Source organism: Curtobacterium sp. Curtsp57, assembly GCF_047324335.1.
Lineage (GTDB): Bacteria > Actinomycetota > Actinomycetes > Actinomycetales > Microbacteriaceae > Curtobacterium.
The window spans coordinates 2,854,704-2,877,004 of sequence record NZ_CP168511.1; the positions used below are offsets into that span (position 1 = coordinate 2,854,704).

At 70.2% G+C, this 22,301-nt stretch carries 18 protein-coding genes; 11 read left to right on the forward strand and 7 right to left on the reverse strand.

Translation table 11 applies throughout. The annotated features are described in order from the left end of the window. Position 1: 1 nt before the first annotated feature. From ACEN9V_RS13635 to guaA, 4 genes are read left to right on the forward strand one after another with little or no spacing between them, the layout of a single operon-like run. Entirely contained in the window at positions 2–1,417 is a 1,416-nt protein-coding gene (locus tag ACEN9V_RS13635; RefSeq protein WP_413600743.1) for a cation:proton antiporter, read from the forward strand. A gap of 5 nt (positions 1,418–1,422) precedes the next feature. Further along, positions 1,423–2,178: an SURF1 family cytochrome oxidase biogenesis protein gene (locus tag ACEN9V_RS13640; protein ID WP_413600744.1), complete on the forward strand. Its 756-nt coding sequence runs from the start codon at positions 1,423–1,425 to the stop codon at positions 2,176–2,178. Between the two features lie 10 nt (positions 2,179–2,188). Continuing rightward, the gene (locus tag ACEN9V_RS13645; protein WP_281265959.1) at positions 2,189–2,635 is read left to right on the forward strand and encodes a DUF3817 domain-containing protein; all 447 of its coding nucleotides are present in this window, start codon (positions 2,189–2,191) and stop codon (positions 2,633–2,635) included. Continuing rightward, positions 2,632–4,212, forward strand: a complete 1,581-nt coding sequence (gene guaA / locus ACEN9V_RS13650) for a glutamine-hydrolyzing GMP synthase (protein ID WP_413600745.1) — start codon at positions 2,632–2,634, stop codon at positions 4,210–4,212. Before ACEN9V_RS13645 ends, guaA begins: the two co-directional genes overlap by 4 nt. Positions 4,213–4,742: 530 nt before the next feature. Here guaA and ACEN9V_RS13655 read toward each other — a convergent pair. Both ACEN9V_RS13655 and ACEN9V_RS13660 read right to left on the reverse strand, forming a co-directional pair. Next, on the reverse strand, positions 4,743–5,600 hold the full coding sequence (locus ACEN9V_RS13655) for a Bax inhibitor-1/YccA family membrane protein (RefSeq protein WP_413600746.1): 858 nt from the start codon (positions 5,598–5,600) through the stop codon (positions 4,743–4,745). A gap of 68 nt (positions 5,601–5,668) precedes the next feature. Next, the gene (locus tag ACEN9V_RS13660; protein WP_413600747.1) at positions 5,669–6,664 is read right to left on the reverse strand and encodes a DUF817 domain-containing protein; all 996 of its coding nucleotides are present in this window, start codon (positions 6,662–6,664) and stop codon (positions 5,669–5,671) included. A 160-nt stretch (positions 6,665–6,824) separates the two neighbouring features. On the opposite strand from ACEN9V_RS13660, the gene ACEN9V_RS13665 reads away from it, so the two are divergent. From ACEN9V_RS13665 to ACEN9V_RS13680, 4 genes are read left to right on the forward strand one after another with little or no spacing between them, the layout of a single operon-like run. Further along, entirely contained in the window at positions 6,825–8,069 is a 1,245-nt protein-coding gene (locus tag ACEN9V_RS13665) for a Gfo/Idh/MocA family oxidoreductase (protein ID WP_413600748.1), read from the forward strand. Positions 8,070–8,076: 7 nt separating this feature from the next. Then, on the forward strand, positions 8,077–9,117 hold the full coding sequence (locus ACEN9V_RS13670) for a LacI family DNA-binding transcriptional regulator (protein WP_413600749.1): 1,041 nt from the start codon (positions 8,077–8,079) through the stop codon (positions 9,115–9,117). Between the two features lie 10 nt (positions 9,118–9,127). Continuing rightward, a complete protein-coding gene (locus tag ACEN9V_RS13675; RefSeq protein ID WP_413600750.1) occupies positions 9,128–10,159 on the forward strand; it encodes a glycerophosphodiester phosphodiesterase family protein in 1,032 nt (343 codons plus the stop codon). A gap of 12 nt (positions 10,160–10,171) precedes the next feature. Next, a complete protein-coding gene (locus tag ACEN9V_RS13680; RefSeq protein WP_413600751.1) occupies positions 10,172–12,628 on the forward strand; it encodes an ATP-dependent helicase in 2,457 nt (818 codons plus the stop codon). An 18-nt stretch (positions 12,629–12,646) separates the two neighbouring features. Here ACEN9V_RS13680 and ACEN9V_RS13685 read toward each other — a convergent pair whose 3' ends face one another. Continuing rightward, complete coding sequence (locus tag ACEN9V_RS13685; RefSeq protein ID WP_413600752.1) at positions 12,647–13,132, reverse strand: N-acetyltransferase family protein; 486 nt, start codon at positions 13,130–13,132, stop codon at positions 12,647–12,649. Positions 13,133–13,238: 106 nt separating this feature from the next. Here ACEN9V_RS13685 and ACEN9V_RS13690 point away from each other — a divergent pair, with 106 nt between their 5' ends. The 3 genes from ACEN9V_RS13690 to ACEN9V_RS13700 are packed head-to-tail and all read left to right on the forward strand — an operon-like array spanning position 13,239 to position 18,414. Beyond that, positions 13,239–14,681, forward strand: coding sequence for a pyridoxal phosphate-dependent decarboxylase family protein (locus ACEN9V_RS13690; RefSeq protein WP_413603064.1), 1,443 nt, complete (start codon positions 13,239–13,241; stop codon positions 14,679–14,681). Then, a complete protein-coding gene (locus ACEN9V_RS13695) occupies positions 14,678–16,078 on the forward strand; it encodes a lysine N(6)-hydroxylase/L-ornithine N(5)-oxygenase family protein (RefSeq protein WP_413600753.1) in 1,401 nt (466 codons plus the stop codon). The genes ACEN9V_RS13690 and ACEN9V_RS13695 overlap by 4 nt, the downstream gene beginning before the upstream one ends. Continuing rightward, positions 16,075–18,414 carry a GNAT family N-acetyltransferase gene (locus ACEN9V_RS13700; protein ID WP_413600754.1) on the forward strand — a complete coding sequence of 780 codons (2,340 nt, stop codon included), beginning with the start codon at positions 16,075–16,077 and terminating at the stop codon, positions 18,412–18,414. Before ACEN9V_RS13695 ends, ACEN9V_RS13700 begins: the two co-directional genes overlap by 4 nt. A gap of 126 nt (positions 18,415–18,540) precedes the next feature. On the opposite strand, the gene ACEN9V_RS13705 is transcribed toward ACEN9V_RS13700, so the two are convergent. The 4 genes from ACEN9V_RS13705 to ACEN9V_RS13720 are packed head-to-tail and all read right to left on the reverse strand — an operon-like array spanning position 18,541 to position 22,282. Next, on the reverse strand, positions 18,541–19,155 hold the full coding sequence (locus ACEN9V_RS13705) for a pyridoxal 5'-phosphate synthase (RefSeq protein WP_402727204.1): 615 nt from the start codon (positions 19,153–19,155) through the stop codon (positions 18,541–18,543). Positions 19,156–19,173: 18 nt separating this feature from the next. Beyond that, positions 19,174–19,869, reverse strand: a complete 696-nt coding sequence (locus ACEN9V_RS13710) for an NUDIX domain-containing protein (protein WP_413600755.1) — start codon at positions 19,867–19,869, stop codon at positions 19,174–19,176. After that, a complete protein-coding gene (locus ACEN9V_RS13715) occupies positions 19,866–21,452 on the reverse strand; it encodes a nicotinate phosphoribosyltransferase (protein ID WP_413600756.1) in 1,587 nt (528 codons plus the stop codon). The genes ACEN9V_RS13710 and ACEN9V_RS13715 overlap by 4 nt, the downstream gene beginning before the upstream one ends. After that, positions 21,449–22,282, reverse strand: a complete 834-nt coding sequence (locus ACEN9V_RS13720) for a ribose-phosphate pyrophosphokinase (RefSeq protein WP_413600757.1) — start codon at positions 22,280–22,282, stop codon at positions 21,449–21,451. Before ACEN9V_RS13720 ends, ACEN9V_RS13715 begins: the two co-directional genes overlap by 4 nt. Between the last annotated feature and the right edge of the window lie 19 nt (positions 22,283–22,301).

The following is a 22,301-nucleotide window of genomic DNA, read 5'->3' on the forward strand; positions in this document are numbered from 1 at the left end:
GATGCACCTGGGTGGTGAGCTGCTCACCATCGGCGGCCTGTTCCTCATCGCCTACGTCCTCGGACGCCTCGGCAAGCTGATCGGCCTGCCAGCCATCCCGATCTACATGATCGTCGGGCTCATCGCGAGCCCGCACACGCCGTGGATCGGGCTGAGCGTCGAATCGCACACGATCGAGCTCATCGCCACCTTCGGCCTGATCCTGCTGCTGTTCAACCTGGGGCTGGAGTTCGACCAGGAAGAGTTCTACGGCAACGCCGGCAAACTCCTGGTGTCCGGCGGCACGTACGTCGCGATCAACATGGGCGTCGGGTTCGCCTTCGGGTTCTCCCTGGGCTGGGGCACCCGGGAAGCCCTGATCATCGCCGGGATGACGGCGACGTCGTCCAGTGCGATCGTCACGAAGCTGCTCATCGAACTCCGCCGTCTGGCCAACGACGAGACCCCGATGATCCTCGGCGTCACCGTGATCGAGGACGTCTTCATCGCGATCTACCTCGCGATCGTCTCCGTCGTGCTGTCCGGCGACACGAACGTGTGGGGCGTGATCGGCAAGCTCGGGCTGGCGTTCGGGTTCCTCATCGTGATGTTCAGCCTGGCGCGGTGGGGCGGCAAACAGGTGTCGCGGATCTTCGCGACGCGTGACGACGAGCTCTTCACGATCCTGTTCTTCGGTCTCGCCGTGATGTTCGGTGGCATCGGGGAGCTCCTCGGCGTGACCGACGCGATCGGCGCGTTCGTGATCGGCCTGCTCTGCGGCGCGACGCGATACCGCGACCGCATCGAGCAGCTGGCGCTCCCGATGCGTGACGTCTTCGCGGCGTTCTTCTTCGTCAACTTCGGCCTCGGTCTCGACATCGCCACGTTCGGCGAGGTGCTCTGGCCGGTCCTCGCGGCGGTCGGCATGACGGTCGTGCTGAACGCCGTCGCAGGGCAGCTCGTCGCCCGGATGAACGGCTTCTCCGTCCAGCAGGGGATCAACACCGCGGTGATCCTGGTGAACCGTGGCGAGTTCGCGCTGATCCTCGCGACGCTCTCGGCTGCCGCCGGACTGGAGGCACGGATCACCGCGTTCGCGGGCCTGTACGTCCTCATCATGGCGATCCTGGGGCCGTTGCTCGCCTCGAACTCGGACCGGATCGGCCGCCTCGTGGTCCGTCCTGCCCGGGTGCGCAAGTTGCGCGGGCGCGAGCGCGCCGCCGCCGAGGCGGCGGCTGCGCGCAAGGCCGAACGCGATGCCCGGTTCGCCGAGGAGATCGCCCTCGTGGAGGCTGCTGGCAGCGAAGAGCGCGAGTATGGTCGACCGGAGACGACATCCGAGCGTGAACCGGAGACGGTGAGCACGGGGACGTCGTCGGTCGAGATCCCCGCCGAGCGCCCCGAACGCCCGGCACGCCAGCGCGATCCGGAGTACTGATACGCATGTGGGCCGTAGCCCGACGACCGAGATGGATCGCGCTGCTGCTGCTCGCGCTGGTCCTCGCAGCGGTGTTCGCATTCCTCGGCAAGTGGCAACTCGAGCGCAGCATCGAGAACGGCAAGCCGCTCCCGGCCACCACCGAGACGCGCCACGTGTTGTCGGACGTGTCGAAGCCCGAGCGCGGGGTGGGTGACAGCCTCGCCGGTCAGAAAGTGACCGTCACCGGCCGCTTCGTGGAAGGTGACACGACCGTCCTGACCGGGCGCAGCGGGGGTGGGAAGTACCAGACCGTCGGACACATGGTCGACACGACCACCGGAGCGAGCCTCCCGGTCGTCATCGGCTGGTCCGACCAGAAGGCAGCCGCCGTCGCCGGCGGTGACCGCCTGGCGGACGGCGCGACCGTCACGGTGCAGGGGCGGTACTACCCGTCCGAGTCCCCGGACCAGGACTCGTTCCAGCAGAACGAGTACTCCGCCGTGGCACCCGCGCGGTTCGTGAACACGTGGAAGGCGTTCGACGACCGCATGTACGGCGGCTACGTCGTCGCGGACGGCGCCACGGCGAAGGCAGCGGACCTGTCCACCGTGGCCGACCGTGCACCGACCCGCGACGTCCAGTTCGACTGGTTGAACCTGTTCTACGCGGTCGAGTGGGTCGTCTTCGCCGGGTTCGCCGTGTTCCTCTGGTGGCGCTTCGTGAAGGACGCCTGGGAGCGCGAGAACGAGGACGAAGAGGTCATGCTCGCACGACGGTAGGATGGCCGATATGGCTCTGACCGTCCGAACCCGCGACATCCCGAAGATCCCGGGAGCGGTGAAGTGGTACCGCGTCTCGGCGTACATCACCGGTGTGCTGCTGCTCGCCCTGGTGGTCGAGATGGTCATCAAGTACACGCCGCTGCACCTCGAGATGCAGCTCGGCGGCGGGGCGTTCTTCGTACCGGAGGGCACTGCGGGCAAGGACCCCGGCACCTTCAACCTGTCGATCGGCATCCTCATCGCCCACGGTTGGCTGTACGTGCTGTACCTGTTCACGGACTTCCGTCTGTGGAGCATCATGCGCTGGAAGCCGATCCGGTTCCTGCTCATCGCCCTCGGGGGCATCATCCCGTTCATGTCGTTCGTGGTCGAGCACCGCATGCAGAAGATCGCCATGGACACCTACCACGAGCTGACCGCGCAACAGGCGCGTGAGAAGGAGGCCGCTCGGTGAGCGAGACCGAACAGCGTCCCGTCCTCGTCGTCGACTTCGGAGCCCAGTACGCGCAGCTCATCGCTCGCCGCGTGCGGGAAGCGAACGTCTACAGCGAGATCGTCCCGCACTCCATCACCGCGGACGAGGTCCGTGCGAAGGCCCCGGCAGCGATCGTGCTGTCCGGCGGGCCGTCGTCCGTGTACGAGGAAGGCGCACCGTCGCTCGACGGTGACATCCTCGAGCTCGGCGTCCCGGTCCTCGGCATCTGCTACGGCTTCCAGGCCATGGCATCGGCGCTCGGTGGGACGGTGGCGAACACCGGTCTCCGCGAGTACGGCGCCACTTCCGTCGAGGTGAGCGGGACCGATTCCGTCCTGCTCGGTGGACAGCCGGCCGCCCAGACGACCTGGATGTCGCACGGCGATTCCGTGTCGGCGGCACCTGCCGGCTTCGACGTGCTCGCGTCGAGTGCGTCCACTCCCGTCGCGGCCTTCGCGTCCGACGAGCGCAAGCTCTACGGTGTGCAGTGGCACCCCGAGGTGAAGCACTCGGAGCACGGGCAGGAGATCATCGAGAACTTCCTGCACAAGGCGGCCGGGCTCCCCGGCGACTGGAACTCGTCCAACGTGATCGAGGAGCAGGTCGCCCGCATCCGCGCGCAGGTCGGGTCCTCCCGCGTCATCGCCGGGCTGTCCGGTGGGGTCGACTCCGCCGTCGCCGCAGCGATCGTCCACAAGGCCGTCGGTGACCAGCTGACCTGCGTCTTCGTCGACCACGGGCTCCTGCGTGCCGACGAGCGCAAGCAGGTCGAGGAGGACTACGTCGCCTCGACCGGCGTCCGCCTGATCACGGTCGACGCCGAGCAGCAGTTCCTCGACGCCCTCGCCGGCGTGAGCGACCCGGAGCAGAAGCGCAAGATCATCGGGCGCGAGTTCATCCGCACGTTCGAGGCCGCCGCCGAGGCACTCGTGCTCGAAGCCCGCGCGTCCGACGGCGACGCCGAGGTCAAGTTCCTCGTGCAGGGCACGTTGTACCCGGACGTCGTCGAGTCGGGTGGCGGCTCCGGTACCGCGAACATCAAGTCGCACCACAACGTCGGTGGTCTGCCTGAGGACATGACGTTCGAGCTCGTCGAGCCCCTCCGTGCGCTCTTCAAGGACGAGGTCCGTGCCGTCGGCCGCGAGCTCGGGCTCCCCGAGGTCATCGTCGGCCGCCAGCCCTTCCCCGGCCCCGGGCTCGGCATCCGCATCGTCGGGTCCGTCGACAAGGAGCGGTTGGAGATCCTGCGCGCGGCCGACAAGATCGCGCGTGAAGAACTGACCGCTGCGGGGTTGGACGACGAGATCTGGCAGTGCCCGGTCGTGCTCCTCGCGGACGTCCGCTCCGTGGGCGTCCAGGGCGACGGGCGCACGTACGGGCACCCGATCGTGCTCCGCCCGGTTTCGTCCGAGGACGCGATGACCGCCGACTGGACCCGTCTGCCGTACGACGTGCTCGCGAGGATCTCGAACCGCATCACGAACGAGGTGCGCGACGTCAACCGGGTCGTGCTCGACGTCACGTCGAAGCCGCCGGGGACGATCGAGTGGGAGTGATGCTCCCCTGACGCCGGAGGCCCGTCGAGCAATGCTCGGCGGGCCTCCGGCGTGTGTGGGGCGCGCCGCGGGTGCGGGTGCCCCTGTCCCCCGATACCGCCGTGCCCGTGCCCGTGCCGGCGCCCCCGTGCCCCCGTGCGCGTGCCGCGTGCCCGTGCCGGGTGCCCCGTGCCCCCGGGCCCGGTGCCGGGTGCCCGCGTGCCGGGTGCCCCGTGCCCCGTGCCCCCGGGCCCGGTGCCGGGTGCCCGCGTGCCGGGTGCCCCGTGCCCCCGGGCCCGGTGCCGAGTGCCCGCGTGCCGGGTGCCCCGTGCCGGGTGGTCGCAACACCCCGCTCACGTTCGTGGAGTGGTCACAGACCGTCGGTCGTCGGCGCTCCGAACGACGTTTCGTGACCGGTCGGCGAACCTGAGCGGGGAGTTGTGACCGGTCGGGCGACGGGCGAGCGCGCGACGGGCGACGGGCTGCGGGCGGCGGACCACCACGACGAAGGGCCCCGGCGAGTGCCGGGGCCCTTCGTGTGTGCGCTGCCGCTAGTTGCGGGAGCTGCTCGCGACGATGGCGAGGATGCGCAGGATCTCGAGGTACAGCCAGACGAGCGTCACGATGAGGCCGAACGCCGCGGTCCAGCCGTAGATGCGCGGGGCACCGCGCTCGACACCGGTCTTGATCTGGTCGAAGTCGAGGACGAGCGAGTACGCGGCCATCAGGACCACGAAGATGCCGATCAGGACGCCGAGGGGGATACCGAACACCGTCGTGCCGAGCAGCCCGAACGCCGTGTTGGTGACGCCGGTCCACATCAGGACCAGGTTGACGAGCGAGAACGCCATGTACCCGACCATCGCGACGAGGAAGAACCGCGTCATCTTCGGGGTCGCACGGACCTTGCCCGAACGGAACAGCAGCAGCGTGACGAAGAACACGCCGAGGGTGCCGAAGACCGCCTGCGTGACGATGCCGTCCCACATGGAGTTGTAGGCGCCGGAGATGCCGCCGACGAAGAGCCCCTCGAAGAAGGCGTACGCGAGCACGAGGCCACCGGACGGCTTCTTCTTAAAGGTGTTGACGAGCGCCAGGACGAACCCGATGATCGCGCCCGCGATCCAGACGATCGGGGGGAGGTTCCACCCGGCGACCGCGCCGACGATGAGCACACCGAACGCCATGAGCGTCTTGACGATGGTGTCTTCGTACGACATGCGGTCGGTGTCGACCGTGCTCGCCGACGGACGGTCGTACATGTGCTGCAGCTGCTCGGGCGTCATGCCCGCCGACTGCTGCGGGGTCTGGCCCCATCCGGCCTGCTGCGAGTTGGCGCCGGCGCCCCAAGCGTTCCGGCCCGCGTCGTTGAAGGCGGGGGACTGGTCGAAACCGGGCTTGAAAGCCATGGTGTCCTCGTGATTCCTCTGGATTCGGGTCGTCGAGCGGGAACGATGGACCGTTCCTTCGCGTCCTCTCAGCCTAGGTGTGCGTCGCGCCGAAAGGCTGAGGATTCGCGGCGAGCGGACGCCGGTGCTGCCGTCCGTGCATGCACTCTACGGGCGCGGGCTGCGGGATGGGTCGGTGCGGGTCGGGAGTTCACCGAGCGGGCCGAGAGCGGGCGCGGTGGGGAGAGCCACGTGACGAGTGCGACCGAGATCGTCATGAGCAGCAGCCACGCCACGATCTTCGTCGGTGCGACAGGGTGCCAGGCGGCCACCTGTGCCGGGTAGGACCACGCCCCCGCCCAGGTCGCGACGTTCTCGGCGATCCAGATGAACACCGCGACCAGCCCCATCGCCACGAGGATCGGCATCCGGATCGTCGTCCGGTAGACGCGCACGTGCATCGTCGTCCTGGCGAACAGCACCACCACGAGCGCGAGCAGCACGTACCTCGCGTCCCAGACGAAGTGGTGTGCGAAGAAGTTCACGTAGACGCCTGCGGCGACCACTGCGGTGTGCCACTGCTTCGGGTAGCGCGAGAACCGGAGGTCGAAGAGGCGGTAGACGCGGACCATGTACGACCCGACCGCGCCGTACATGAAGCCGGAGAACAGCGGGACGCCGGCGACGTGCAGCAGGCCGCCCGTGTCGTACGCCCACGAGCCGACGTCGGTCTTGAAGACCTCCATGACCGTGCCGACGACGTGGAAGAGCAGCACGACACGGAGCTCGCGCACGGCCTCGAGTCCGAACACGAGCATCGCGACCTGGATGGCGATCGCGGCGATCGTCAGGGCGTCGTTCCTGGCGACCGGGGCGTCATCGGGCCAGGCGATGCGTGCGAGCGCGATCACGCCGAGCAGCAGCGCCCCGAACGTGCACGCCCACGCCTGCTTCGCGCCGAAGACCAGGAACTCGGTGACGAACTCGCGGATCGGCGTCCGGGGCTGCCGTCCGGCGTCGAGCACGCGGCGGGCGGCGCGGTCGATGCGGGACTCGACGGCGGTGGACAGGGATCGATCGGCCATGGCGGGATGGTCGCGCCGCCGGCTGGGATCCGGGGTGCCCACTCCTCCACATGTGCCCGTGGATACATGGCCCTGCACATCGAGGACCAGCCGTTGACACGAGTAAACCCGCATGGCCACAATGGTCGAGCAACGACGCACACCCACCCAAGGAGCCAGCATGACGTTCACCCTCGGCATGGTCGGAGCCGGCCAGTTCGCCAGCCACTTCGCGACCCTGTTCGACAAGCACCCCGGCATCTCCGACGTCTACGCCACGGACGTCATCCCGGAGCGCGCCGAGCAGCTCGTCGACGAGCTCGCCCTCGCCGGGACCTTCCCGAGCTTCGAGGCGATGCTCGCGAGCCCGGACGTCGACGCCGTCGCGATCTTCACCCAGCGCTGGACGCACGGACCGCTCGTGCTGCAGGCGCTGCGTGCGGGCAAGCACGTGTACTCGGCCGTCCCGATGGCGACCGCGCTGACCGAGATCGAGTCGATCATCGCCGCGGTGCAGGAGACCGGGCTCACCTACATGATGGGCGAGACCAGTCAGTACAACCCGGCGACGGTGTTCGCGCGGCAGAAGGCGGAGCAAGGCGCGTTCGGCCGGGTGTTCTACGCCGAGGGTGACTACGTCCACGACATGGACCTCGGCTTCTACGACGCGTACAAGTACAGCGGCGGCGACGAGTGGAAGGCCACGGCGAGCTATCCGCCCATGTGGTACCCGACCCACGCGATCGGCGGTGTCCTCGGTGCGGTGCCGCGGCACGCGGTCAGTGTGAGCTGCATCGGGGTGCACGACGACCGCGGCGACGGGGTCTTCGACACCGAGGTCAGCATGTTCGACAACGACTTCTCCAACATGACGGCACTGTTCGAACTCGACGGCGGCGGCTCGATGCGCATCAACGAGTTCCGTCGCGTCGGCTTCCCGTCCTACATCCGCGAGAGCCGCTTCCGGTGGTTCGGCACCGACGGCAGCTTCGAGCAGCTCGTGACGAACTCCGTCTGGCAGGACCGTGACGGGGTCACCGACGTCTCCGACCAGATCGCGACGCGTCCGACCATGTCCGAGGACGACCCGCGCCTGGCGGACGTCTCCCCGGCGCTCCGCAGCTCGTTCATCTCCGGGCACGCGCCGGTGCACGACGCGCTGACGGACCGGTTGCCCGAAGAGTTCGCGTTCGCGCCGAACGGGCACGAAGGATCGCACCACCTGCTGGTCGACGACTTCGTCCGTGCGGTCAACGACGGAGTACTGCCGCCGGTCAACGCGTGGCAGGCAGCGCGGTACACGTTGCCCGGGCTGATCGCGCTCGAGTCCGCCCGGCGGGACGGGGAACGGCTGCCGGTCCCTGACCAGGGTGACGCTCCGGTCGCCGTCGGTGAGGCGCTGCCCGTTGCCGATCGGGTGTCATGATCGACCGGTGACCAACGGAACGAGCGACGAGCGCCCCCGGAAGCCCACGCGGCGGGACGTCGCCCGGCTCGCCGGGGTCTCGGATGCGCTCGTGAGCTACGCGCTGAACGGTGGAGCGCCGGTCGCTCCCGGGACTCGGCGACGGATCCTCGCAGCCGTCGCCGAGCTCGGGTACCGGCCGAACCAGGCAGCGCGGGCCCTCCGATCCGGTTCTGCCCGCACGCTCGTGCTGGCCGTGCCGGATCGCGAGGACCCCGTGTTCGCGAACCCGTTCTTCGCCGAGTACGCGGCGGCGATCGAATCCGCCGCGTGGGAGCGCGGGTACGCGCTCTACACGACGGCGACGAGCTTCGAGCCAGACCGACTCCGCGCGCGTTTCGAGGAGTTCGCGGCGCGCATGGTCGACGGCGTGCTCGTGCTCTCCAGTGGAGCAGCCGACCCGGGTGCCATCGACCCGGTCGGCCTGCCGTGGGTGGAACTGAACGTCTCGTCGGCGCGAGCGGGTGTCGCGAGCGTCGGCACCGACCTGCAGGCCGGTGCCGAGCAGGCGACGGCGCACCTGCTCGGCCACGGCGCCCGGCAGGTGGCGTTCGTCGGCGAGCCGAACGCCCGAGAACCCCGCCATCGTGGATGGCGAGCCGCCTGCGAGCGGTGGGGCGTGCCTCCAGGCCGGGTCTACGACGGCGGGTACACGCGCGAAGGTGGTTACGTGTCCGGACTGCAGATCGCGGACGAGGGCGATCGTCCCGATGCGGTGTTCGCCGCCTCGGACCGCACGGCGGTCGGAGTCCTCCGTGCCTTCCACGAGTGCGGCGTCCGGGTCCCCGACGACGTCGCGGTCGTCGCGTTCGACGGATCGTGGGAAGCCGAGTACACGTGGCCCCCGCTCACCACCGTCCGGCAGCCGGTCGTGCCGATGGCCGCTGCTGCCGTCGGGCGACTGCTCGGTGAGCCGGAGACCGAACACCGGGAGTTCCCGGCCGAGCTCGTGGTGCGGGCATCCTGCGGTGCGCACGATGCCCACGGACCGGCAACTCCCGCCCAGTAGGGTCGGCCGCATGACCCTCGTGATCGCCCACCGCGGTGCCTCCGGGTACCGCCCGGAGCACTCCCGCAGCGCCTACGAGCTCGCGATCGACCTCGGAGCCGACGCCATCGAACCGGACCTCGTCCCCACGAAGGACGGCGTGCTCGTGCTCCGGCACGAGAACGAGATCTCGGGCACGACGGACGTCGCCGACCACCCCGAGTTCGCTGCGAGGCGCACCACGAAGGTCGTCGACGGGAACCGGCTCAGCGGCTGGTTCACCGAGGACTTCACGTGGGACGAACTCTCCACACTCCGCACGCGCGAGCGGCTTCCGGCACTGCGTCCGCGGTCCGCGGAGCACGACGGCGAGAACCCGGTCCTGCGGCTCGAGGACCTGCTCGCCATCCTCGACGCGGCACCCCGCCCGGTCGCGCTCGTCGCCGAGGTCAAGCACGCGACGTACTTCGACTCGATCGGGCTGCCGATGGGGGAGCTGGTCGACGGCGTCGTCGGGGGAGCCGGGTGGCGTGGTGACGAACGACTGACGTTCGAGTGCTTCGAGAAGGGCGTCCTCCGCGACATCGGCTCGCGTGGCGCCGGTGGTCGGCTGGTGTACCTCCAGGAGGCCAGGGGCAGCGCCGCGGACGAGGTCGCGTCCCACGGACGTGCGGCTCCGACCTATGCGGACGAGCGCACGGACGGCGCGCTCGCGGGGCTGGCCGAGGAGTTCGACGGGATCAGCGTCGACCTGAAGACGCTGATGGCCGGCACTGATCCGGTGGCGCTCGACGACCCCCGACCGGTGCGGTCCGACGTCGTCGAGCGTGCGCACGCGGTCGGGCTCGCGGTCTTCACGTGGACCCTCCGGCCGGAGAACCGGTTCCTGCCCGCGCCGCTCCGGCGTGGCGGGGATGTCGCGGCGCACGGCGACTGGGAGCGGTGGTTCACCTCGGTGGTGCGGACGGGGGTCGACGGGGTCTTCGCGGACCACACCGACCTCGCGGTCCGGGCGCGTTCGCTGGCCGAGGAGCGGGGTGCCGGTGTCGGGGGTCCGGCCTAGACTGTCCCGGACATGACGATCGTGCTCGACCCATTCGACTCGACGCCCGAGCCGGGTGCCGGGGCCCGCCCGTACGACGACCCGTTCACCGCCGGTCTGAACCCCCAGCAGAAGGAAGCCGTCGAGTACCGCGGCGAGTCCCTGCTCATCGTGGCCGGAGCCGGTTCCGGCAAGACCAGCGTCCTCACGCGTCGCATCGCCCTGCTGCTCGCGAACCGTGAAGCATGGCCGTCGCAGATCCTCGCGATCACGTTCACGAACAAGGCGGCCGCCGAGATGCGCGAGCGCGTCCGTGCCCTCGTCGGCCAGGCGTCAGAGGGCATGTGGATCTCGACGTTCCACTCGGCGTGCGTGCGGATCCTGCGTCGTGAAGCCGAGCGCTTCGGCTTCCCGCAGTCGTTCACCATCTACGACTCCGCCGACTCGCGGGCGCTGCTCAAGCGCATCATCAAGGACCTCGAAGCGGACACGCTCGGTCTGACGGTCGGTGCGGCGGCGTCGAAGATCTCGAAGCTCAAGAACGAACTGCAGGACATCGACTCGTACGCGCGGAACATCAACGCGAACGACCCGCAGGAAGTCATGTTCACCGAGGTGTTCCGGCGGTACACGAACGACCTCCGTCGCGCCAACGCGTTCGACTTCGACGACCTCATCGGCCAGACGGTGTTCCTGTTCCGGGCGTTCCCCGAGGTCGCTGCGCTCTACCAGCGGCGCTTCCGGTTCATCCTCGTCGACGAGTACCAGGACACGAACCACGCGCAGTACTCGCTCATCCGCGAGCTGACGCGTCCGGTCCCGGTGGAGCAGGTCGACCGGCTCGAGGACGAAGGCCAGCACGTCGCCAGGATGCGCGAGGCGGACGGGTCGATCGCCGGTGCGTCGCTGACCGTCGTCGGCGACTCGGACCAGTCGATCTACGCCTTCCGCGGCGCCGACATCCGCAACATCGTCGAGTTCGAGCGGGACTTCCCGAACTCCAAGGTGATCCTGCTCGAACAGAACTACCGCTCGACGCAGAACATCCTCGACGCAGCGAACGCCGTCATCGCGAACAACTTCGACCGCCAGGTGAAGAACCTGTTCACCGAGGTCGGCGCCGGCGACAAGATCGTTGGCTTCACGGGCTACACCGGACACGACGAAGCCCAGTTCGTCGCGGACGAGATCCAGCGCCTGCACGAGGACGGCATGGACTACCGCGACATGGCGGTGTTCTACCGGACGAACTCGCAGACGCGTGCACTCGAGGAGATCTTCATCCGCGCGGCGATCCCCTACCGGGTGCTCGGCGGCACGAAGTTCTACGAACGCGCCGAGATCAAGGACGCGATGGCGTACCTGATCACCGTCGCGAACCCGGCGGACCCGATGGCGCTCCGCCGTGTGCTCAACGTCCCGAAGCGGGGCATCGGTGCGGTGACCGAGACGACGTTGCAGCGCTACGCCGACGAGCACGACGTCACCATGCGCGAGTCGCTCCGGCACGCGGACGAGCTCGGGTTCGGGCCGAAGGTCCGGAACGCGATCACGGCCTTCGCGGCGCTCCTCGACGAGGTCTCGGCCAAGGCGCAGGACCAGCCGGTCGTCGACACGCTCACGCAGCTCCTGGACGGCTCCGGACTGCTCGAACAGCTCCGGAAGTCCCCGGACGCGCAGGACTCGGCGCGTGCCGACAACATCGACGAACTCGTCGCGGTGACGCGGGAGTTCCAGAAGAACAACCCAGACGGCACACTGAGTGACTTCCTGACCGAGGTCTCCCTGGTCGCCGCGGCGGACGAGCTCGACGACTCCTCCGGAACGGTGTCGCTCATGACGCTGCACACGGCGAAGGGCCTCGAGTACGACGCGGTGTTCCTGACCGGCGTCGAGGAAGACCTGCTGCCGCACCGGATGTCGGCGAACGAACCTGGTGGCCCGTCCGAGGAACGCCGGTTGTTCTACGTCGGCATCACCCGCGCCAAGAAGTCGTTGTTCCTGTCGCTGGCGATGACCCGCGCGCAGTTCGGCGACGTCAACGTGGCGATGCCGTCCCGCTTCCTGCAGGAGATCCCCGAGGGGCTCATCGAGTGGAAGCAGTCACCCGGCATGGCGAACAGCCGTGGTGGGACGCAGCCGCGTGCGCTCAACGCCAAGCGTGACGGCGCCGGACCCGGTGGATTCGGTGGCGGCGGTGGTGGTGGCTACCGCGGCGGTGGCGGTTGGGGCGGCGGCTCCTACGACCGAGCTGCGGCGGCGGCGAAGACCCGGCCGAAGACGGAGTGGGCAAACCGCGTCTCCGGGCAGGTCCGTGACAACGGCGACATGGAGCTCGCGTCCGGCGACCGCATCAAGCACGTCGACTTCGGCGAGGGTACCGTGTCCGCGGTGACCGGTCAGGGGGCCAAGCGCATCGCCGAGATCGCGTTCGACTCGGCCGGGCGCAAGAAGCTCCTCATCAAGATCGCCCCGATCGAGAAGCTCTAGCGCTCAGCGCACGACAGCTCAGCGCACCAACCGCACGGCTTCGAGCGGGTGCGGGCCGAGGTGGACACGCTTCACCGCTCCGTCCCGGTGGAATCCGTTGCGCCGGTAGAACGCCTCGGCCCGCGGGTTGTCGTCCGCCACCCACAGGTAGGCCGGCGCGTCGCCGACGGCCTCGTCGAGCAGCGCCTGCCCGGCACCCGAGCCGTACGTCGACGCCAGGATGTAGATGCCCTCGAGCTCCCGGTCGCGTGGAGCCTCGGGATCACGTCCCGGACCCGCGGAGGCCCAGCCCACGACGACGTCGTCGATCGTGGCGAGGAACACGTCGGTCTCCACGTCGGCGATGACCGTCCGCCACCGATCCGCTCGCGCATCGACGTCGAGTGCCGCCAGGAAGGACGCCGGCAACAGGTGTGCGTAGGCCTCCTGCCAGGCCTGGACGTGCACGCGTGCGATGCGGTCGGCGTCCGTGACGCTCGCCGGACGGACCACGGGGTTGTTCATCCAACGATGATGCCGGACCTTGCTGACGCCACGCCCGGCCCCCTGTTCGGGTGACAACCGATTCAAGGTGAGGTTAGCCTTACCTAACGTGACACCTGTGATCGAAATGCTGACCAACGCCACCGCCGCCCGCTACCGAGACCTCGTCGGATCGACCGTGGACCGGCTCGCCGACCGCGTCGCCGGGGTGACGACGCCGACGACGAGCACCTCCGCCGCCGAACTCCGGGACCGGGTGGCCGGGATCGATCTCGACGGCGTACCGCTCGGGACGGACCGGGCACTCGTGGAGCTCGACGAGCTGTTCGTCCGGGAGGCCGTGTGGTTCCACCACCCCGGTTCCCTCGCACACCTGAACTGTCCGGTGGCCTTGCCCGCTGTCGCTGCCGAGGCCGTGCTCGCGGCGGTGAACCCGTCCGTCGACACCTGGGACCAGTCGCGGATCGGCACCGAGATCGAGCGACACGTCGTCGACTGGCTGGCACGCCGGATCGGCTTCGCGGCGGGCGACGGCATCTTCACCTCCGGCGGCTCGCAGTCGAACCTGCAGGCGCTCCTCATCGCACGGGAGCGAGTCGAGCAGCGGGAGCGAGTCGAGCAGCGGGCACCGCGCGGGCCGCACACCGTCTTCACCACGGCGGAGACCCACTTCAGCATCGCGAAGTCCGCACGCCTGCTGGGGATCGGCCAGGTGCGCATCGTCCCCACCGATGCCGCCGGCCGCATGGTCCCCGCAGCCCTGGCCGAGGCCATCGCCGAGACCCGCGCCGCAGGCCGCACCCCGCTGGCGGTCGTCGCCACGGCCGGCACGACCGACCGCGGCGTGATCGACCCGCTCGAACCCGTCGCCGACGTCTGCGACCTCGAGGACGTCTGGCTGCACGTCGACGCCGCGTACGGCTGCGGCCTGCTCGTCTCGCCCACCCGCCGGCACCTGCTGGACGGCATCGAGCGGGCCGACAGCGTGACCACCGACCTGCACAAGTCGTTCTTCCAGCCGGTCTCCTCGAGTGCCCTGCTGGTCCGTGACCCCGCCGACCTCCGCAGGATCGCCTGGCACGCCGACTACCTGAACCCCGAGGACGCGGCGGAACCGAACCAGGTGGACAAGTCCCTGCAGACGACGAGGCGCTTCGACGCGTTGAAGCTCTGGGCGACGCTCCGAGCGACCGGCGCGGACGCGATCGGTCGAGCGTTCGACGCGGTCATCGACCTCGCCGAGGCCACCCACGCCATCGTCGCCGACCACCAGGACCTGCACCTCGTCGCGCCGACGCAGCTCAGCACGGTGCTGTTCCGCTGGCAGCCGGCGGGGATGTCCGACGCCGAGGCCGATGCCCTGGTGGCACCGCTCCGGGCAGTGCTCCTCGCCGAGGGGCGGGTCCTCGTCGCCAAGACGGTGATCGACGGGCGGCCGTGCAACAAGCTCACGCTCCTGAACCCGGAGACCACCCCGGAGCAGATGCGGGCATCCCTCGACCACGTGGCCAGAACGGCCGCCGCAACCGCAGCAGCCGCCGCAGCCGAGACAGCAGGAGCAGCACGATGACCACAAACACAAACACAAACACAAACACAAACACGACCACGACCTCGAACGACCCCCTCGACCTCGTCGCCATCGGCATCGGCCCGTTCAACCTCGGCCTCGCCTGCCTGACCGACCCGCTCGACGACCTCGACGCGGTGTTCCTCGACGCCGCAGACGGCTTCGCCTGGCACCACGGCATGATGCTCGACGACGCCACGATCCAGGTGCCCTTCATGGCGGACCTCGTCACGATGGCCGACCCGACGTCCCCGTTCTCGTTCCTGGCATGGCTCAAGGAGACGAACCGGCTCTACCCGTTCTACATCCGCGAGGACTTCCACCCCCTCCGCAGCGAGTACGACGCGTACTGCCGCTGGGCCGCCGAGCGCCTCGACACCCTGCGCTGGGGTCGGACGGTCACGGCGGTCGAGCACGACGAGGCGACGGACCTGTTCACCGTGCACGCCGACACCGACCACGGCCCGGAGGCGTACCGTGCCCGCCACGTCGTCATCGGCGTCGGCTCGGCGCCGTCCGTCCCGTCGGCGCTCCGCGACCTGCCCGGCCCGGTGATCCACTCCGCCGAGTACGTGCCGAACCGCGACGCCCTCCGGAGCGCCGGCAGCATCGCGGTGATCGGCAGCGGGCAGTCCGCCGCCGAGGTCTACCGCGACCTGCTCGAGGACATCCGCGCGCACGACTACACGCTCGACTGGATCACCCGGTCGCCGCGGTTCTTCCCGATGGAGGACACCAAGCTCACGCTCGAGATGACGAGCCCCGAGTACACAGACCACTTCCACGGGCTGCCCGAGGACCTCCGCGACCGCCTGGGACGCGAACAGCGCGGGCTGTACAAGGGCATCAGCGCCGACCTGGTCGACGACCTCTACGACGCGCTGTACCGGATCAGTGCAAGCGGCCCGATCCCGACGTCGCTGCGGACCGAGACGAGCGTCGTGGACGCTTCCTGGCTCGCCGACCGGGGCAGGTACCGACTGACCCTCCGGCACGAGCAGCTCGGCGAGACGTACGAGCACGAGGTGGAGCGGCTCGTCCTCGCGACCGGGTACGCCCCGCGCCCGACGCGGTTCCTCGACCCGGTCGAGCACCTCGTCGCGCGGGACTCCCGCGGTCGGTTCGCCGTTGCGCGCGACCACCACGTGGACACCATCGGTGGTCGGATCTGGGTGCAGAACGCCGAGGAGCACACGCACGGGCTGACCGCCCCCGACCTCGGCATGGGTGCGTGGCGGAACGCGTCGATCATCCGGTCCGTCACGGGTCGCCCTGTCCACGGACTGGAGGACCGGATCGCCTTCCAGGAGTTCGGCCTGCCCGCCACACGGCAGGCCGGGGCCCCGGGGGCCGCGCCGGAACGGCGCGGCGCCGAGCGCGCGGAGGTGCGCGCATGACCGAGAACGGAACCGTCCTGCTCGACGTGCCCCGCGAGGCGGGCGCGACCCCGAGCCTCCTGTCCGTCGAACCCGTGGACCCGGATCGCGACGCCGCCGTCGTGCAGGCGTGGCTCGCCCACCCGGCGTCGAGCTGGTGGGAGATGGGCCATCTCGACGTCGAGGCCGTGCGCGCGTACCTGGCCGGCGTGCAGGCGGACCCGGCGCAGGCCGCGTGGTTGGGGCGCCGCGACGGCGAGCCGTGCTTCCTCGCCGAGACCTACGACCCGGGTGCCGTGCTGCTGACCGACGTCTGGCCCGCCGAACCCGGCGACGTCGGCATGCACCTGCTCGTCGCACCGCCGCCTGCCGACGGGCGGGTGCACGGACTCACGAGCGCGGTGATGCGGACCGTGGTGGAGCACTGTCGGGACGCCCTCGGCGCACGTCGCGTCGTGGTCGAGCCCGACGTCCGGAACACCGCGGTGCACGCGAAGAACGCCGAGGTCGGGTTCCGGGTGCTCCGCGAGGTCGACGTCGACGGCAAGCGCGCGCTGCTCTCGGTGCTCGACACCGACCGGATCGGGGTGCCGGACGACGACGGACCCGCTGCGCACCTCCGACCGGAGCACCTCGACGTCGCGGAGCGGCACCTCGTGGCGAAGGCGATCACCGAGTTCACCCACGAGCGGCTCATCGCACCGGTGGCCGACGGCGACGGCTGGCGCCTTGCGGCAGGGCCGTCGACCTACCGGTTCCTGGCACGGCTGCACGCGCTCGAGCACTGGTCGATCGACGAGGCATCGCTGACCCGGACCCGTGACGGTGACGCGGTGCCGCTCAGCGCGCAGGACCTCGTACTCGAGCTCCGCGACCTCCTCGGGATCCCCGACGAGCTGCTCGGCACGTACCTCGAGGAGATCGCCTCGACCCTCGCCAGTGCCGCCGCCAAGCACCGACGGGGCGGGCCATCCGCTGCCCAGCTCGCGCGGGGACGAGTGGATGCGGTCGCGGCGTTCCAGGCGACCGAGGCGGCGATGACCGAGGGGCACCCGGCGTTCGTGGCGTCGAACGGTCGCATCGGGTTCGGGCTCGACGAGTACCGGGCGTACGCGCCGGAGTCCGGGCGGACGTTCCGGTACCGGTGGCTCGCGGCACGCCGGGAGCACACGCACCTGGCGCTCGCCGCGGACCGGACCGAGGACGCCCACTGGGCGGCCGAGCTGCCCGCGGCGACGGTGGCCGGGTTCCGGCAGACGCTGGAGCGCCGCGGGCTCGACCCGGACGACTACGTGTGGCTGCCGGTGCACCCGTGGCAGTGGCAGCACCGGATCGCCGTGACGTTCGCGCCGGACCTCGGACGACAGGACCTCGTCGACCTCGGGGAGGGGCCGGACGAGCACCAGCCGCAGCAGTCGATCCGGACGGCGTTCGACCGGACGGACCCGACGCGGTCGTACGTCAAGACGGCGTTGGCGGTGCAGAACATGGGGTTCCTCCGTGGGATGTCGCCGGCCTACATGCGGAACACCCCTGCGGTGAACGACTGGGTCGCCGGGATCGTCTCGGCCGACCCGACGCTGCGGTCAGCGGGCTTCGAGGTGCTGCGGGAACACGCGGCGATCGGGTACACGGGCGACGCGTACCACCGGGTGGACGTGTCGTCGCCGCAGCGGAAGATGCTCGCGGCGCTCTGGCGGGAGAGCCCGGTGCCGCGGCTGTCCGACGGCGAGCAGCTCATGACGATGGCGGCGCTGCTGCACCGCGATGCCTCCGGTGCGGCGGTGGCCTCGGCGCTGGTCGCCCGGTCGGGGCTGCCGGCGGACGAGTGGGTGCGGCGGTACCTCGACGCGTACCTGCTCCCCGTGGTGCACTGCCTGACCGTGCACGACCTGGCGTTCATGCCGCACGGGGAGAACCTCGTGCTGGTGCTCCGCGACGGTGTCGTGGTCCGCGCCGTCATGAAGGACATCGGGGAAGAGGTCGCGGTGCTCGCTCCGGTCGCCGTGCCGGCCGGGATCGAGCGCATCGTGCACCCGGTCGACGACGACGAGGCGGCGCTCGCCGTGTTCACCGACGTGTTCGACGGGGTGCTGCGGTTCGTCGCGGCGATCCTCGACGACGACGGGGTCCTGCCGGAGTCCCGCTTCTGGGAGCTCGTCGGCGCGTGCATCGACCGGCACGCTGCTGCCCACCCGGACCGGCGCCGCCCGCTCGACCTGCGTGCGCCGGTCTTCGAGCACTCCTGCCTGAACCGGCTGCAGCTGCGGAACACCCTGTCGATGGTCGACCTGGCGGACCAGTCGTCGTCGCTCATCCGCGCCGGGTCGATGCCGAACCCCGTCGCGCGGGCGTAGGGCGGGCGCCGACCTCGCCGGTCGGGTCCGTGTTCGACCAACCGGGAGCAACTCGCGCCACCGACTTCGGTGGCGCGAGTTGTTCCCGGTTGTGCGGGAGCACCGCGCGCCCTGTCCGAAGACAGCTCACGGTTGGAGCACGCGTGTCGTCCACCCGTCATCCGACCGGCGGTACTGCAGGCGTCGGTGCATGCGGTCGCGGCTGCCGTGCCAGAACTCCACGACGACCGGTTCGAGCCGGTAGGCGACCCACGACGCCGGACGGGAGGCATCGTCGCCGAGGGCCCCGGCAGCGGACAGCAGGTCGTCGAACGTGCCGTCGAGCGGCTCGGACTGGTGGGCTGCGGCCGTCGCCGCCCGGGACTTCGGTGACCGGTCGGCGAAGAGGGCGTCGGACTCGTCGTCGGAGAGCACCACGACGACCCCCTCGAACCGCATCTGCTGCATGGTCTCGCGCCAGTACACCTGCAGCGCGGCCGCCGGGTTGGCTGCGAGCTGCCGTCCCTTCGGGCTCTCGGTGGACGACCCGAACACGAGCCCCTCGTCGTCGAGCCGCTTGACGTCGACGGTCCTGGCGCTGACGACCCCGTCCGCCGCGGTCGCGAGCGTCATCGACAGCGGTTCGGAGACGTCGTCGGCCGTCGCCAGCCAGGCCCGCGCGGCGGCCATCGGTGTGGCGGGCGGATCGGTGAACTCGGGGAACGCGAACGACGGGTCGCCGGAGAGGGGTGCGGTTGGCATCCCCACAGCCAACCCCGGTCAGTCCGCCCACGTCCAGGAGACCGGGGGACGTCCGCCACGCTGGCCCGACGTCGTGGTCGCCGCCGCCCGGACGAGCGCCGGGTTGGTCCGCAGCGCCCGGTTCAGGTTGCCGGGATCGGGGGCGACGCCGGTCACCGCGGTCTGCAGCCGGCTCGCGTCCGCCGTCGTGAACCGCCTTCCGAGGAGGGCGCGGGTGAGCGGCAGGTCCCGCCACAGCCGGGTGCGGACGTGGTCGAGCGCGGCCTGGATGATCCGGTCGTGGTCGAACGGGAGGCCCGGCTCGGCCTGCGCAGGGTCGCGCCAGATCGCCGACGACGCGACTCCAGGGCCCCCGCCGGCCTCGGCCGACGACTCGGCGCCGCGATCGGACCCCGCCACCACCGCGACGAACGCGATGCTGATCGCCGTCGACCGCGGGTCCCGCTCTGGTCCGTCGAACGCGCCGATCTGCGCGAGGTGCCGGATCGACGCGTCGTCGATCCCGGTCTTGGTGCGGAGCGCGCGATGCGCCCCGTCGGTGAGCAGTTCCGTACCGTCCAGGAGCACGCCGGGGAGTGCCTCCTGTCCGGCGTACGGGTCGTACGGCCGGCGCGCGGTGGCGACCAGCAGCCCGTCGCCCGCCGTGAACGACATCGGGACGACGTCGATCGCGATGAGCGGCTGGTCGCGGGCCGCCACGGCGCCGTCGGTCACGCCGATGCCGCCCGGCGTGCGGCACGGTCGGCGCGTTCGCGGCGGAGCGTCGCACGCACGTCGGCGAAGGACTGGTGCACGAGGAACCGGCCGTCGGTCCAGACCGGCTGGAGCAGGCTCGTCGCCTCGTCCGCCGCGCTCGCCTGGTCGCTCTGCCGGATCTCGCCGGTCTCGTCACGGTGCAGGGCGGTGCGGCCCTTCGCGCTCTTCTTGCCGCTGCCCGTCTTCGGGTCCTTCTGGATGTCGACGGGCTCGCCGTCCACCAGCGCCCACGTCGCCTTCACGGCGCTGCCGAGGTTGTCCCGGGTCATGTACTGGTACGTGTACGAGCCGATGCCGAGCACGATGTTGTCGCTCGAGTAGCCCTTGGCCTCGAGCCGCTCGTAGATCCGACGAGCGCGGTCGAGGGTGATGCTGTCGCCGTAGATCACGCCGATGTGCTGGTCGAGGACCTTGTACCCGGCGTCGTTCACGGTGTGGCCGAAGATCTCGTCGAGGAGCTCGACGACGCCCTTCTCCTCGTGGCTGCGCGCCGGGTCGGCGAGCGCGTCGGCACCCACCCCGTGCACGGTGCCGGTGACGATGTCGACCGGGTCACCCGAGTCCGGGCGGATCACGAGCTTGCCGTCGCGCCCGGTGATCCGGTCCTTGAGCTGCGGGAGCGTCTCGGTGATGACCTTGAACAGGTCGAAGCCGTCGCTGACCGCCGACACGATGCCCGTCGGGTAGACGTCGAGGATCTGCTCGAACGTCTCGAGCTCCCCGTCGGCCCCGCGGACGCACATCACGCTGTGCTCGGTCGCCGGGACGCTCGCCGCAACCCAACCGTTGTCGCCCGGGTAGTACCGGTCGATGAAGTCGAGCGACGGCATCGAGTCGGTGCCGAGGAACGAGAGCAGGTGTCCGGCGCCACCGGCCGCCGCGGACTCGATGCTGGACTGCCCGCGGAACGAGAAGTCGTGCGCGGCGAAGTCGATGCTCTCCGGGACGGCACCGGTGCGCGCTGCCCAGTCCTCCATCAGGTCGCGGTACTCCAGCGCCTTCGTGGCGACGGTCGAGGGGTGCCAGATCGACGCGGACAGGGCGGTCTCGATGTAGTTCGGCAGCCAGAAGAACTCGTCGACGGTGTTCTCGACCGTGAGCGTGGCGACACCGATCGGCGCGAGGGTCCCCTCGGGCAGGGCCGTGATCGTCAGCGGGAGGTACCCGAGGCGGTGCAGGGCGCGGACGTGGTCGACGCCGATGTGGTTCGGGCCGAAGTACCCCTCGAGCGCCTGCTGGAACAGGTCGGCGACCAGGTCCTCGTCCGCGGCGAAGAACGGCGCCCATGCCTCGACCAGGGAGCGCTGGATGAACGCCTGCAGGCCGAACACCACGGCGTGCGTGGACTCGGGCATGTGTGCGTTCGAGCGGTTCGTCCAGTTGATGAGGATCCGCGTGGTCCCCTGCGGGTACACCTGCCGGTGCGAGTGCTTGTACCCGTCGACGGCGAGGAGCGGCGCGATGGGGCTCGGACCGGTGATGCGGGGCTCGATGCCGGCGGTGGTCGTCGTGCCGGTCGCGGTGGTGTCGGTGGTGGTCATCGGATCTGCTCCGTCAGGAAGGGGATGAGGGGAACGGTCGTGAGCCCGGGCACGTCGGTCTGCGCCGGGTAGGAGTCGGTGGTGACGATCTCGCCGAAGTGCTCGGCGAGTGCCGGTGCCCGGCCGGAGAAGACGCCGTGCGAGACCCAGAGGCCGAGGCGTTCCTTCGGCAGGCCGGTCGCGCCGGCGAGGCCCATGAACGTTCCGCCGCCGTCGCAGATGTCGTCGACCACGAGCAGCCGTCCGGACTCGGGGAGGGGCTCGCAGGTGAACCCGTCGAGCTTGCCGGTGTCGGGGTTGCGGTGCTTCTCGGCCCGGAAGACCGGCAGGCCGCAGGCGTCGGCGACCGCGGTGGCCCGTGCGACGGCGCCCTTGTCCGGGGCGATGATGCCGACGTAGTCGGAACCGGCGACCACGGCGTCACGGACGACCCGCTCGCTCGTGACGACCGTCAGGTTGTCGACCAGCCCGACGATGACGGGCGAGTGCGGGTCGAAGGCGATGACCTGGTCGATGCCGAAGCCGTTGATGACGTCCGCGTAGACCTTCGCCCCGAAGGGGAGTCCGCGGTCCTGCCGGGCGCCTGGGAGGTACGGGATGAGTGCGACCGACTTCGAGCCGCGCTGTCGCACGGCGTCCGCCCACATGCCGAGCGCGAGGAGGTCGTCGCCGCTCGCGCCCCGCAGGGTCGCGATCTCGGTGGTCTCCCCCGTGTCGGCGTCGTCGTTCGCGACCTTGACGTGTGCTTCGCCAGCGGGGAACCGCATGGTGGAGAACGTCGGGGTCACGCTGGTTCCGGAAGCGTTCCGGGTGGTGAGTTCGACTGCCATGACCCGACCGTAGCACGGT